Genomic DNA, 13826 nt, shown 5'->3' with positions numbered 1-13826 from the left:
CACTCCTCCATGGTCTCCAGCCGGGCCGAAGACGGCCCCGTCGTGCTCGGGATGTCGTGCAGCCACGACGCCTCGGCGTGTCTCCTGCGCGGCGGGCAGGTCGTCGCCGCCATCCAGCTCGAACGGCTCACGCGCGTCAAGCGGGACGGCCGCCCCTACCTCAACACGCGGCTCGCCGCCGACTACTGCCTCGACGCGGCGGGGCTCACGCCCGACGACGTGGACCTCTTCGCGTTCAACACCCAGAACCTGGTCCCAAGTCAGGTGGGGCTCAACTTCCCCTTCGCGGACGAGAGCTTCGACCTGTTCGATCCGGTGGGTGAGCGGTCGGTGTTCGTCTCGCACCACCTGGCCCACGCCTTCGCGACGTTCTTCTCCAGCCCGTTCGACCGGTCGGCCGTCTGGGTGGTGGACGGCTCCGGCGGCAGCGTGATCGGCGCCGACGACCTCCTCCTGCGGGGGCCCGAGCTCGCCGCGTACGCCAACACGCCGATGCCGGTGCCCCGGCCGCCGTACCACGTGGAGTCGGCGTACGTCTTCGACCGGAGCGGCTACCGGCTGGTGGACCGTGCCATGGCGGCGTCCTTCCACCCCATGTGCGGGTCCTCCTCGCTGGGGGAGACCTACGCGGCCGTTTCCCAGTACGTCTTCGGCGACTGGCAGGAGGGCGGGAAGCTCATGGGGCTGGCCCCCTACGGCGACCCGGCGCGCTTCGGGGCGAGTCTGCTGACCCGGGACGACGACGGGGTGTCCCGCTTCGGCAGCGTGTGGAAGCAGGACCTTCGCCGGGCCAACCGGCGGGGCGGCCCCATGGAGTACCGCGACCTGGCCGCGCGGGTGCAGGCCGACCTGGAGGTGGCGCTGACCGAGCGGGCCGCCCGGGTGCTGGAGCGGACCGGTGAGCCCGACCTGGCCTACGCCGGCGGGGTGGCGCTCAACAGCGTCGCGAACCAGCGCATGGTGCGGGAGTCGGGCGTGCGCCGTTTCTACGCCATGCCGGCCAGCCACGACGCGGGTGTCTCCGTGGGTGTCGCGGCGGCCGCGCACTACCTGCTCACCGGTGAGACCAAGCGGGGCCAGGTGCCGCACGACTTCCTGGGCCGCCCCTACCGGCCCGAGGAGGTCGAGGCCGCGCTGGGGGAGCGCGGCGGGTTCCTGGACGTCGCCGGGTACGCGCAGCGGCAGGTCGTCGAACGGCTGGCCGCCGGGCAGGTGGTCGGCTGGTTCGAGGGCGGTTCCGAGTTCGGGCCGCGCGCGCTCGGCCACCGCTCCATCATGGCCGCGCCGTTCGAGCGCGAGACCTGGGAGCACCTCAACCGTTCGATCAAGTACCGGGAGGAGTTCCGGCCCTACGCCCCCATCGTGCCGGTGGAGGTGGCCGATCGGTTCTTCGACATGGGCCCGGATCCGGAGAGCCCGTACATGCTGCGGGTCGTGCCGGTGCGCCCCGAGTGGCGGGACCGCCTCGGCGCCGTGACGCACGTCGACGGATCGGCCCGCGTCCAGACGGTCGACCGCGTCCGCAACCCGCGCTGGCACGCGCTGCTCACCGCGTTCGGCGAGCGGACGGGCGTGCCGGTCCTCGTCAACACGAGCATGAACGTGCGCGGGGAGCCGATCGTCGAGACGCCCGCGCAGGCCGTCGACGTGCTGCTGGCGACGCAGATGGACGCGCTGGTGATCGAGGACCGCGTCGTGGCCCCCGTCCCGCCGCCCTCCGGTGCCGACGCGCTGGAGGACTGCCTGCCGGCCCGGGCGCCGGGCGTGGAGCTGAGTGCCGCGGTCGGCGAGGACGGGCCCGCCTACCGGCTCACCAGCCGGCCCCGGGGCGGTCCGGGCGTGGAGCTGACGTCCTCCGCCTTCCTGCTGCTCGCGCACGCCGACGGCGCCACCCCGCTGCGCGACCTGCTGAAGACGCACTGTCCGGAGGCGGCGCAGCGCGCGGAGGCGCTGCGCGTCGTGCGCGGGCTCTTGGCGGACCGGCTGCTGCTGGCGCGGGGGAGGTCGCTCGCCGATGCCCCGCAGTGAACCCCTGAGGGTCGCCGTCCTCGGTGCCGGGCTCATCGGCATCGACCTCGTCACCAAGATCCAGCGGTCCCCGGCGCTGAGCTGTGAACTGGTGGTCGGGCGCACCGAGGAGACGCGCGGTCTGCGGCACGCCGCCGCGCTGGGCTGCGCGACGGCGGCGGGCGGCGTGGACGCGCTGGTCGCCGGGCGTGAACCGTTCGACGTCGTCTTCGACGCCACCAACGCGACGGCGCACGCCGAGCACTGGGCCCGGCTCGAGCCGCTCGGGACGCTGCTGGTCGACCTCACGCCGAGCCGGGTGGGCCACATGGTCGTGCCCACGGTCAACGGCGCCGACGCGCTGCTGCACCGCAACGTCAACCTGGTGAGCTGCGGGGGCCAGGCCTCCGTGCCCGTCCTCCACGCGCTCGCGCGCCTGTGCCGGCCGCGGTACCCGGAGTACGTCGAGGTGGTCACCACGGCCGCGAGTGTCAGCGTGGGCCGGGCCACCCGCCTCAACCTGGACGAGTACATCGCGACGACGGAGACGGCCGTGCGCACGTTCACCGGTGTCGCCGACGTCAAGGCCATCGTCAACCTGAGCCCCGCGCGGCCACCCGCACCGTTCCGCGTCGCGATGTCCCTCGTCGTGCCCGGCGCGGACGAGGACACCGTCGCGGCGCACGTCGAGGCCGCGGCCGCCGAGGTGCGCCGCCACACCCCCGGCTACCGGGTGACCGCCTGCACCGTCACCGACGAGCGGATCTTCGTCGCGGTCGAGGTGACGGCCGCGGGGGACCGCATTCCCCGGTACGCGGGGAACCTGGACATCATCAACGCGGCCGCCGTGCTGATCGCCGAGCGGTACGCCGCGCGTCGGCCCCGGGCGGGCGCCACGGAGGAGCTGTCGTGAGCCGGACGGTGGACGAGCACGCGGAGGACCGGCCGCGCATCGTGATCCACGACCCCACCCTGCGGGACGGGCACCACGCGGTGCGCCACCGGCTCGACGCGGAGCAGCTGCGCGGCTACGCGGCGGCGGCCGACGCCGCCGGGGTGCCCGTGGTCGAGGTGGGGCACGGGAACGGCCTGGGCGCCTCCTCCCTGCAGGTCGGCCGGGCCAGGCTGCGCGACGACGAGATGCTGGCGGTGGTCCGCGAGGCCCTGCCGAACAGCCGGATGGGCGTCTTCATGCTGCCCGGCTGGGGCACGGGCGACGACCTGCGGCGGGCGGTCCGGCACGGCGCGGACGTCGTACGCGTCGCCGCCCACTGCACCGAGGCCGACGTCGCCGAGCGTCATCTGGACCTCCTCGGCGAGACGGGGGTCGAGGCGCAGGGCGTCCTGCTCATGAGCCACATGGCCGAGCCGGGGCGGCTGGCGGAGCAGTGCGCGGCGCTCGTCTCCTACGGCGCGCGGGCCGTGGGGATCTTCGACTCCTCCGGGCACTACCTGCCCACCGACGTCACGGAACGGATCACCGCGATCACGGCCGCGGTGGACGTGCCGGTGATCTTCCACGCACACAACAACCTGGGCATGGCCGTGGCCAACTCGGTCGCCGCCGCGACGGCGGGTGCCACGATCGTCGACGCCTGCGCCCGGGGGTTCGGCGCCGGAGCGGGGAACACCCAGCTGGAGGTCGTCGTGCCGGTGCTGGAACGGATGGGATTCGACACCGGCATCGACCTCTACGCCCTCCTGGACGCGGGCGACCTGGCCGAGCGGACCCTCATGCCCGCGCCTCCCACCATCAGCTCCGAAAGCATCGTGAGCGGACTGGCTGGGGTATTCTCGGGCTTCAAAAACCGGGTGCTGGACGCCTCCCGCCGCGCGGGGGTCGATCCGCGCGACGTCTTCTTCGAGTTGGGCAGGCGGCAGGTGGTCGCCGGGCAGGAGGACCTCATCGTCGACGTCGTGACGGAGCTGCGGAGCGACACCACGCTCCGCGCGCGTGACGACGGTGGACGGGGAGCCGCTCGGAGCTGACCGTTTCGTGACGGTCCGGACGGACCGGACACACCCACCCGAAAACGACTATTGCTACGGTGCGTGAAGCGATTCCCATGAACGAGTTGGCCAAGCAGAACGAAGCCCGTCGGCACGAGGTGGAGGCCCTGCGCGACGCCGTGCGCGAGCGCCGACGCGCCTCGACGCCGCCGGCCGCCGGGGACTATCCGCTGGCCCACGTCAAGGCGCGCATCGAGCAGGCACTGCGGGAGCGGTCCGGCCGCGACACGCTGGACTGGGAGGTCGACATCCTCGACCGCACCCGCTTCGGCGCCGACCTGGCGGTGCGGTTGACGGGGCTCCTCAAGGAGGGCGGGGCGAAGGAGTACATCGCCTCCCACGTGCCGTGGATCGTCGAGGCGCTGTCGTCGCCGTCGCTCGGCGACGCCGTCGCCGAGGTCAGCCGCAAGGGCATCTACGTCAACGTCCGGCTGACCGACGCCTGGTACCTGGCCGGGGTGGCCTCCGTCGTCGCCCTGGACGGCCGCTTCGGGCACAACGACCGCCGGGCCGACCGCACGCACATCGTCGACTACTCCTCGCCCAACGTGGCGAAGGTGCTGCACGCCGGTCACCTGCGGTCGACGATGATCGGCCACGTGCTGAGCAACCTCTACGAGGCCTGCGGCGCCCTGGTCTACCGGGTCAACCACATCAACGACTTCGGCGGCTTCGGCTTCATGCTGGAGGGCTACCGCCGCTTCGAGCCCCACTTCCCCCCGGACCTCGGCGACAACGAGCGGCTGCTGTCCATCTACGCCATCCGGCGCGGGCTGGAGCGTACCGTCGCGGCGGGCACCGACCTCGACCACGCGGCCGAGAGCGACCGGAAGGTCATCGAGACCTACTTCCCCGGCGTGACCGAGGCGCACGCGCTGCGGCGCACGTACGAGGAGTTCGTCGCCGCCTCCGACGCCCGCTTCCAGCGCCTGGAGGAGGGCGACCCGGAGGAGGTCGGGCTCTGGCTGCGCATGGTCCGGTGGAGCCTGGCCGACTTCCGGGAGTTCTACGCCGCCCTCGACATCGACATCGACTTCACCATCGGTGAGAGCTTCTACCTGGACGCCGGGAACGCCGCCGTCGACGAGGCCATCCGCGGCGGCCGGGCCTACGAGCTGACCCAGGAGATGGTGGACCGCGAGGCCGCCGAGCTCACGGGCCTGGTCGAGAAGGACGAGATGACGCCCGAGGCGCGGGACAAGGCCGTCACCTCCCTGCGGAAGGACCTCGGCGCGATCGTCGTGCCGCTCAAGAAGGGCGAGCGCCTCGTCGTCCGCCGCTCCGACGGCCGGAGCATCTACGCCACCCGGGACGTCGGGGCCATCAAGCTGCGGCGCGAACTGTTCGCGCCGACCGACATCAACTACGTGGTGGGCCAGGAGCAGCGCGTCCACTTCTCGCGGCTGTTCGAGGCCGCCGAGGTCATGGGCCTGGCCGAGCCGGGTGAGCTGAACCTCACGCACACGTGGTTCGGCTTCTACGTGGACGCCGCCTCCGGCAAGAAGCTCTCCAGCCGGGACAGCGTCGCCGGCGTCAACGAGCTGCTGGCCGGGTCCGTCGAGCACTTCCGCGCCAAGACCGCCGAGAGCGGCGGGATGACGGAGGAGGAGATCGACGAGGCCGCCCGCCAGCTCGCCGTCGGCTCGGTCGTCTTCAACGACCTCAAGAAGGACATGAAGGCGTCCGTCAGCATCGCCAAGGACGACCTGAACTCCACCATCGCGGGCTTCGAGAAGGCGGGCGGCGCCTACGTCGTCTACTCCGCCTGCCGCGCCCGGGCGATCCTGCGCAAGTACGACCGGCCGCTGCCGGAGGCCGCCGCCATCGGCGCGTTCGACGTCAGCGACCAGGAGGCGCTGCTGATCCTCCGCCTCCTGGAGTTCCCGGAGAAGGTGGCCCGGGCCGCCGAGGAGGACGACCCGGCCGTCGTCGTCCGGCACCTGCTCGACATCGCCGGGATCTACAACTCGTACTACGCCAGCGCCCCCGTGCTGCAGGGCGGTGAGGCGAACGAGTTCCGCCTGCTCATCACGAAGTCCGTGCAGACGGTCCTCGTCAACGGGCTCGCGATGTGCCACGTCGAGTGCCCCCCGAAGATCTGATGGGGAACGGGGGGCGGGCCGTGGGCCGACTGGACGGGCGGCGGGCGATCGTCACCGGCGGTGCGAACGGCATAGGCCGCGCCATCGCCACGGCGTTCGCCCGCGAGGGGTGCGACGTCTTCTTCACCGCGCTGAACGACGAGCCCGCCGCCCGCTCGACCCGCGCCGAGCTGCGCGGGTACGGCGTCGCGGCGGACTTCACGCTGCTCGACGCCGCCGCGACCGGCGCCGTCGACCGGCTGATGGACGCGGCGGCCGCGGCGGTCGGGCTGCCGGACGTCCTGGTGAACAACGCCGCCACGGCGACCCGCACCGGCTTCCTGGACCTGACGCCGGAGGAGTACGACCGGGTCATGGAGGTCAACCTCCGGTTCCCGTTCTTCGCCACCCAGGCCTTCGCGGCCCGGTTGCGCGCCGCCGGGGCCCCGGGCAGCGTCGTCAACATCAGCTCCCTCAGCGCGTCGAGCGCCGTCAGCGCCATGGCGCACTACCAGTGCAGCAAGGCCGGGCTGTCGATGCTGACGCGGAGTGCCGCCTACGAGCTGGCGCCGTTCGGCATCCGTGTCAACACGGTCTCCCCGGGCCTGACCGCCACGAAGTCCAACGCCGTTCAGTGGCGCGACGATCCGGACCTGTGGCGCGAGCGCGGCAAGGACATCCCCCTGGGCCGCCCGGGCCGTCCCGAGGACCTGGCGGGCGCGGCGGTGTTCCTGGCCTCCGCCGAGTCGGCGTGGATGACGGGTGGCGACATCGCCGTCGACGGCGGCGAGGTCGCCCTGTGACCGGGGCGACGGCGGCGTGGGCCCCGCGGATGATCGACCCGTCCGTGCTGGACCGGGACGACCTGCTGCGCCCGGTCGTCGACGCGCTGGGCCGGGCCTTTCGCGACCTGCGCGGGGGCCGGGCCCACAGCGCGGACCGGACCCTGCTGCAGACGGGCGGGGAACCCCGCAACCAGCTGCTGGTGAGCCCGGCGGCGTGGGAGCGGCAGGGCGTGGCGGGGCTGAAGATCACCACGCTCACCCCCGGCAACCCCGACCGCGGTCTGCCGCTGATCCACGGCATCGTCGCCCTCGTCGACCTGCGGACGGGCCGGGTGGCGGCCCTGCTGGACGGCGCGGCGCTCACCGCCCTGCGGACGGGCGCCGTCGCCGGGCTGGCCACCGAGCTCTGCGCACCGCCGGACGCCGGTGACCTCGCGGTCGTCGGGGCCGGGGTGCAGGCGCGGGCCCTGCTGCGCAGCATGGCGGCCGTCCGCCCGGTGCACACCGTGCGGCTCCACTCCCGGACCCGGCCGCGCACGGAGGCACTGGCCGCGTGGGTGCGCGAGCGCTTCGGCCCGCGCACGCGGGTCACGGTGTGCGACGACGCGCGCTCGGCGGTTCGCGACGCGCAGATCGTCTGCACCGCCACCTCCACGGACGACGCGACGCCCGTCGTGGAGGCCGGGTGGGTGGCGGACGGCGCCCACGTCAACGTGGTCGGCGGCACCCACGAGGACGCCGTCGAGGTCGCCCCGGAGCTGCTGGCCTCGGCGTTCGTCGCGGTCGAGCAGCGGGCCGACGCGCTGGAGGAGGCGGGGGAGGTGCGGGCCGCGCTCGCCGCCGGGCTGATCCGCGCCGACGCGCTGCACGAACTCGGCGCGCTCCTCGACGGTGACGCCGCCCCGCCCGCCGGTCGGACGACGCTGTTCCGCGGCGTGGGACTGTCGATCGAGGACACCGCCGCCGCTGCCGCCGTCCACGACGTCGTCACGGCCGAGAACTGACGCGCGGGCCCCGTGGCCGACGCGCACGCCGTCCACGGGGCCCCACACCTCAGCCCGCGTCCCCGTCGGGCCGGGCCTCGCGCGAGCGGGCCAGGAAAGAGCGCTCGAAGACGATGACGGTCTCCCCGGTGGCCTTCGTCCCGGTGGTCTCCACCGTCACGATGCCCTGGCCGGGACGCGAGCGGGACCAGCGCTTGCTCAGGATGCGGCTGGTCGCGTAGAGGGTGTCCCCGACGAAGACGGGCTCGGCGAGCCGCACCCGGTCCCAGCCGAGGTTGGCCACGGCGCGGGCCGACAGCGCCTGCACGGTCATCCCGCCGACCAGGGCGAGGGTGATCGAGCTGTTCACCAGGACCCTGCCGTACCCGGTCCCCGCCGCGTAGTTCTCGTCGAAGTGCAGCGGGTGCTGGTTCATGAGCAGCAGGGTGAGCCAGGTGTTGTCGGCCTCGGAGAGCGTCCGGCCGGGCCAGTGCCTGATGACCATGCCGGGCTCGAAGTCCTCGTAGTCACCGCCGTGTTCCTCGGTGTACTCGTTCTCACCGGTGCGCCGCAGCGCCATGGGGACTCCTTCGTGCGTCACAGGGGTGGGGAGGGAGGAACGGGCCGGCCCGGCGTCCGCCGGGGACCGGCCGCCCGTCACGGCGTGGCCGGGAGGCCGGGGCGGGCCGTGCCGAAGCGGGCCTGCCACGCCTCCCCCCGGCCCAGCGTCTCGCGGGCCCGGCGCACGAACGGCGGTCCGACCATCCGCCCGTCCACCAGCGTGACGCCGTCCCCCGCCGCGCGGACCGCGTCCACGACCGTGCGGGCCTCCGCCATCTCCTGCGGGCTCGGCCGGAAGGCGGCGTTGATGGCGTCGAGTTCCTTCGGGTGCACGGTGCCCTTGCCGTGGAAGCCGAGCGCGCGGGCCTGGGCGATCTCCTCGTGCAGGGCCGAGGGGTCGGCCAGCTGGAAGTTGCCCGTGTCGACGCACGTGGTGCGGTGCCGGGCGCAGGCCAGGGCCATCGCCTGCCGGGTGGCCAGCAGCCCGGTGGGGTTGATGTCGATGCCGAGGGTGGCCGCCAGGTCCGCCGAGCCGAGGATGAGCCCGTCGCTCGCTCCGGCCACCGCGTCGAGGTCGTGGACGGCCTCGACGGTCTCCACCGTCACGAAGATCTCCGGGCTCCACCCGGCCGAGGCGAGGCACTCGCGCAGGAGCAGCGGCTCCGAGGGGAACCGCACCATGGTCATGAAGACGTAGCCGGGCCGTACGGTGCCGTCCGTCAGGAGCGCGACGTCCCGCACGTGGTCGACCGTGCCCACCGGGTTGATGCGGACGGCGAGGTTCCGGGCGTCGCCCGCCCGGTCCAGGGCCGCGCGGCAGATCGCCCGCGCCTCCTCCTTGGCCGGGGCCGGGACGGAGTCCTCCAGGTCGATCAGGTGCACGTCGGCGTCGTAGGAGCGGGCCGTCAGGACCCGCTCCAGGGACAGGGCCGGTGTGTACAGGAAACTGCGCGGGATCGCGCGCGTCGTGCTCCTCACGCGCCCGGCTCCGTCCGCGTCGCCGGGGCCGGCCGGGCCCCCACCTCCACCAGGACGGAGCACAGGTCGCGGATCTGCTCGTCGGTCTGCCCGGCGCGCATCATCACCCGCAGCCCCGCCGTCCCGCGCGCGACGATCGGGAAGAACACCGGCGACACGTAGAACCCGGCTTCGAAGACGCGCTTGCCGGCCTCCACGACCACCTCGTCGTCCATCGGAACGAGCCGGATGGGGAACGTCGAACCGGACTGCGCGGTCTCCACGTGGGCGTCGAAGAGCGCGATCTTCTCCTGCAACCGCTTCTGCAACGCGGGTAGTTCCTCGCTCCGGTGGATCTCGGCGGACGCCAGCCCCGCGCCGACGGCCGCGGTGTTGAGCGGCTGCGAGTAGCTCATCGCGCCGGCGAAGCGCTCGATGACGCGCAACGTCCGCTTCGGGTGGCCGTCGAGGAGCACCGCGGCCCCGCTGGTCCCGAAGGCCTTGTTCAGGGTGGCGACCACGACGGTGCGGTCGTTCGCGGCGGGGGCGACCGACCGGACGTAGCCCACACCGCGCGGCCCGAACGCCGACAGGGAGTGGGAGTCGTCGTAGTAGACCTGGAGGCCGTACCGGTCCTGCAGCGCGGCGAGTTCGGCGACCGGGGCGTAGCCGCCCAGACTGTCGCTGCCGTCGCAGACGTACCAGACGCGGGAGTACTCCTTGCAGCGCGCCTCGATGAAGTCCAGGTCGTGGTGGCGGCAGGTGACGACCTCCGTCTCGTCGGCGCAGACCGGCTTGGTCTGCGCCATCGAGACGTGACAGTTCTTGTCGAAGATCATCAATGGCCGCTCGCCGTCGCCCACGTGGCCCGAGGCGATCAGCGGGAGCAGGCCCGCGCTGGCCGCGCTGGCCGAGATGGCCGAGACGACGTCCGCCGAGAACAGCTCGCCCAGCGAGTGCTCCAGCTCCAGCAGGGCCGGTATCTGGACCCGGCTGCGGGGAATGCAGTGGTCCAGCACGCCGTACCGGCGCAGTGCCTCGACGGCCCCCTCGATCACCCGGGGATGCGAGTCCAGGTCCAGGTAGGAGCAGCAGCTGAAGTTGACGAACGTGTGCCCCTCCCCGGTGCGCAGGACGCCGTCGTCGAGCTCGGCGACGATGCCGGCGAGGCCGTTCTCCTCCGAGAGGTCCCAGAACGCGTTGCCGATGCCGACCGACTTGTCGTTGTTGCGGTAGCGGTGCGTCGGTTCGATCGTCCTCCCGGCGTTCATCGGACGCCTCCGGACGGGAGGCCGGACGCTCCGGCAGCCGTGTCAGTCACGATGAGATCCTCTCCGCCCGCACCGCGGGCATGTCGGGACGCGGTGGGCCGGACTCCAGCCAGGCCGCGTAGTCGTCCTCGACGAAGGCGGCCACCCGGGCGAAGTCCGCCCGCTGCGCCTCGTCCATCCGGTCCGTCTCCCAGCCGCGCCGGTCGGTGCAGTGGTCGAACAGCGCCACCCGGTCCACCCCGAGGGCTGACCTCGCCCGGGCCGGCCGGGCCAGCACCTCGGCGCGGGCCTCGGTCAACCGGCCGCGCCACGCACGGCGTTCGGTGAGACGCTCGATCCTCTCCCGCGCCGCGCGCCCCAGGCGCTCGCGCAGGGCGGGGGAGCGCACCAGCGACAGGCACGCGTCGACGCACTGCGCGGGCGTCTCGACGAGCAGGGCGCTCTCCGCGGTGAGCAGGTCGCGGATGCCGCCCACCGGGAGAGCCACACAGGGCAGCCCGGCGAGCATCGCCTCCTGGAGCGCCTTCTCGCTGGTGGCGTACGTGTAGGGGTTGAGGGGGTAGCAGAAGACGTCGAGCCCCGCGAGGAAGGCGGCCGGATCGTCCTGGAACCCCAGGAACCGCACGCGGTCGCCGATGCCCAGCCGCCGCGCCTCCGCCCGGTACTCGGACAGGGCGCCGTCTCCGGCGAACACGAAGTCGACCTCGGGGGCCGCCTCGACCACCCCTGCGGCGATCTCCATCATCGCGGCGTGCATCTTGATCGGTTCGACCGTGCCGAGGTAGCCGACGGTGATCCGCCGCTCCTCGCGCCCGGCCGGGTGCCGGACCGGTGCCGGTCCGGGGCCGGCCGTGGCCACCGGTCCCGCCGAGGAGAAGACACACCGGGCGGGCGGCAGCCCGGCACTACGGCGGTTGCTCTCGAAGCGCGGGTTGGCAGCCGCGCTCGGCGTGGTCACCGTGCAGCCGTCGACGCGTGCCAGCAGCCGGTCGCTCGGACACATCCACGGAGCGTCGAAGTGGCCCCGGGAGTGCAGGAGGACGCGGGTCGGCGGCAGGTCGGCGTTGACCAGGAAGTCGTTCACGTGGGGGTTGTTCCACCACTCCACCTGCACGAGGTCCGTCTCCGCCACGGCGGCGCGGGCGGCCTCCTTCCCCGCCAGCACCGTGACCCCCGCGCGCTCGAAGACCGCGCGGTGCGCGGGCCGGGGCGGTAGGAGCGAGACCACGGTGGGCCGCGCGTCCCCGGGGCCGTCGGCGCACATCCGGAGCAGCCCCATGCTGGCTCCGCCGTCGGTCACCTCCTTGATGACGTGGAGGACCCTCACCGGGACCCGCCCCCGGCGCGCCAGCGGCGGAGCAGCTCCGCGCGGGTGTGCGGGAACCCGCCGAACAGGTGCGCGTCGGCCTCCAGCGCCTCCTCGTCGGCGAGCAGCAGGAACTGGAAGAGACGGTCGTCCAGCATGCTCTCCCACCTGCCCAGGACGGCCATGTCCTGGGCCCTGCCGTCGTGGTGCAGCCCGTCGAACGAGCTGCCCTCGCCGTAGGGGCTGACCCGGTTGAGCCCCTCGTCGGTGTGGTCCAGGCCGAGCCGCCGCGAGATGGCCCGCCGCTCGTCCGGGTCGCTGAACCAGGAGTTGAAGGCGATGTAGGTGTGACCGAAGGCCCGCCGCGCGAAGTAGTCGGCGTAGCGCTTCCACAGGTCCAGCAGGTCGCGGATGCGGTAGCGGTAGGCGAAGGCGGGGTCGTCGTCGGCCTGCCGGGCGATGGACGCGGCGGTGTTGGGGAAGTCGCGCAGGACCACGACCACGTCGGAGCGCCGCGCCACCCGGGCGTTGTGCCGGAGGGGGAAGTGGGCCGGGTCGAGGTTCTCGTACCCGACGATCAGGACGCGCTTCCCGGGGTCCACGGGCATCCGACGGTAGGTGTCGCGGTCGACGGTCAGCGTGTCGCCCTCGGTCTCGAACAGGGAGATCTCGGCGCTGTTGAGGTAGCAGACCTCCGCCTCGTCGAAGTGGCCGCGCAGCCACTCGGATATGGCGTGGTTGGCTCCGCGCCGCAGGCCGAAGACGAAGATCGCCCGCTCGAACAGCGGTTGCGGAGGGGGGACGTCCGCTGCGCCGCGTCCGGCCGCCACGGTGGCGGCGGCCGCGTGGACGTCCGCCGCCGACAACCGCCCGGCCCGCAGGTGCTCCAGTCCGGCGTCCACGAAGCGCACGGCGGCGCTCAGCGGCGGCAGCCCGGCCAGCCGGGTCTCCGGTCCGCCCAGGGCGCGCAGGACCTCTTCGAGCTCGGGCGCGGGGAGTACCTGGGTGAGGTCGTGGAGCGCCCGTTCCCGCTCGTTGTCGGTCCTGGCGTGTTCGAGTTCCTCGGCGGTGAACCTCTTGTTCCCCTGCGCGGACATGTTCCCCCTCGGGCGTGGTGGTGGAGACGGTGGCGCGCCCGGCACGGGCACGGGCACCGAGCGGTGTCGCCGGACGCCGCGCCGAAGCCGCGCGGCGACGGGCGGGTGCGGCGACGGGCGGGTGCGTCAGACGGGCTTGCGGGTGCGCGCGCCGCGCACCCCCGCCGTTCCGGTGCACGGGACGTCGACGGATGGTGTCGGTGGTGTGTGCCATGGCGAACCGCCTGTCACGCCGGAGCGCGCGGCGGCATGGGCGATGGTGGGTCTCGATCGCACTGAGATCCCGATCCGGCCGGTCGGCCGCGGCGCTGTCCCCGTCACGAGGGGTCACGTTATCTCCCTGGGGGAGCGGGGGCCAGAGCGGGGCGTGCCGCGCACCGCCGGTGCCGCTCGTCGCCTTCCCGCGCCGTGGTGCAACGCGGCGCGTTCGCCCGGTGGTTGCCTCGGGAGCGGCCACACGGTCGCCGGGTCGGTGCTTCCGTGCGACGTCGGACGCGTGTGGGCCCGCACGCCGCACTGCCGGGGGGCCGCGTTCGACATGCCGTCACGGAGCGGCGGTCGGTGTGGACTTGCCGGGGTCGGGCGGGCAACTCCGGCGGTGTACGGCCGATATGGAACGGCGCGAGCCGGCCGGGCGTGGTAGAACGGGGGCGTCGAGACCGTGTTCGACCGGCCACGGCTCGACGGGTCCGGTCGCGCGCCCGGTGCGTCGGGACGGCCCCGGCGCTTTCCGTTTGCGGGGGCGATCGTCGTGCCATGGTGCCGGGA

General features: G+C 73.4%; 11 protein-coding genes. 6 read left to right on the top strand and 5 right to left on the bottom strand.

Features of this window, described 5'->3' with window-relative positions; translation table 11 throughout:
* The first annotated feature begins 9 nt into the window (after positions 1–9).
* Genes IF129_RS03355 through IF129_RS03330 form a run of 6 tightly spaced genes read left to right on the top strand, consistent with a single transcriptional unit; the run spans position 10 to position 7887 of the window.
* The gene (locus IF129_RS03355; protein ID WP_191207868.1) at positions 10–2028 is read left to right on the top strand and encodes a carbamoyltransferase family protein; all 2019 of its coding nucleotides are present in this window, start codon (positions 10–12) and stop codon (positions 2026–2028) included.
* Positions 2015–2920 carry an acetaldehyde dehydrogenase (acetylating) gene (locus tag IF129_RS03350; protein ID WP_191207867.1) on the top strand — a complete coding sequence of 302 codons (906 nt, stop codon included), beginning with the start codon at positions 2015–2017 and terminating at the stop codon, positions 2918–2920. Before IF129_RS03355 ends, IF129_RS03350 begins: the two co-directional genes overlap by 14 nt.
* The gene (dmpG, locus tag IF129_RS03345; protein WP_318153521.1) at positions 2917–3996 is read left to right on the top strand and encodes a 4-hydroxy-2-oxovalerate aldolase; all 1080 of its coding nucleotides are present in this window, start codon (positions 2917–2919) and stop codon (positions 3994–3996) included. The genes IF129_RS03350 and dmpG overlap by 4 nt, the downstream gene beginning before the upstream one ends.
* A 59-nt stretch (positions 3997–4055) precedes the next feature.
* Positions 4056–6119, top strand: a complete 2064-nt coding sequence (argS, locus tag IF129_RS03340) for an arginine--tRNA ligase domain-containing protein (RefSeq protein WP_318153520.1) — start codon at positions 4056–4058, stop codon at positions 6117–6119.
* 20 nt (positions 6120–6139) lie between these two features.
* Complete coding sequence (locus tag IF129_RS03335) at positions 6140–6901, top strand: SDR family NAD(P)-dependent oxidoreductase (protein WP_191207866.1); 762 nt, start codon at positions 6140–6142, stop codon at positions 6899–6901.
* Entirely contained in the window at positions 6898–7887 is a 990-nt protein-coding gene (locus tag IF129_RS03330) for an ornithine cyclodeaminase family protein (RefSeq protein WP_381480218.1), read from the top strand. The genes IF129_RS03335 and IF129_RS03330 overlap by 4 nt, the downstream gene beginning before the upstream one ends.
* A gap of 49 nt (positions 7888–7936) precedes the next feature.
* Here IF129_RS03330 and IF129_RS03325 read toward each other — a convergent pair whose 3' ends face one another.
* The 5 genes from IF129_RS03325 to IF129_RS03305 form a co-directional block, all read right to left on the bottom strand.
* Positions 7937–8446 (bottom strand): MaoC family dehydratase, encoded by a 510-nt coding sequence (locus IF129_RS03325; protein ID WP_191207865.1) that lies wholly within the window; start codon positions 8444–8446, stop codon positions 7937–7939.
* Between the two features lie 77 nt (positions 8447–8523).
* Complete coding sequence (locus IF129_RS03320; protein WP_191207864.1) at positions 8524–9405, bottom strand: HpcH/HpaI aldolase/citrate lyase family protein; 882 nt, start codon at positions 9403–9405, stop codon at positions 8524–8526.
* Positions 9402–10655, bottom strand: coding sequence for an 8-amino-7-oxononanoate synthase family protein (locus IF129_RS03315; RefSeq protein ID WP_191207863.1), 1254 nt, complete (start codon positions 10653–10655; stop codon positions 9402–9404). The genes IF129_RS03320 and IF129_RS03315 overlap by 4 nt, the downstream gene beginning before the upstream one ends.
* Before the next feature lie 46 nt (positions 10656–10701).
* Positions 10702–11982: a glycosyltransferase family 4 protein gene (locus IF129_RS03310; protein ID WP_191207862.1), complete on the bottom strand. Its 1281-nt coding sequence runs from the start codon at positions 11980–11982 to the stop codon at positions 10702–10704.
* Positions 11979–13058 carry a hypothetical protein gene (locus tag IF129_RS03305; protein ID WP_191207861.1) on the bottom strand — a complete coding sequence of 360 codons (1080 nt, stop codon included), beginning with the start codon at positions 13056–13058 and terminating at the stop codon, positions 11979–11981. Before IF129_RS03305 ends, IF129_RS03310 begins: the two co-directional genes overlap by 4 nt.
* Positions 13059–13826 lie beyond the last annotated feature (768 nt).

It is taken from the genome of Streptomyces chumphonensis, assembly GCF_014779715.1.
Taxonomy (GTDB): domain Bacteria; phylum Actinomycetota; class Actinomycetes; order Streptomycetales; family Streptomycetaceae; genus Streptomyces; species Streptomyces chumphonensis.
Note: the sequence above shows the minus strand (reverse complement) of the source record. Positions and strands in the feature narration are given on the sequence as shown.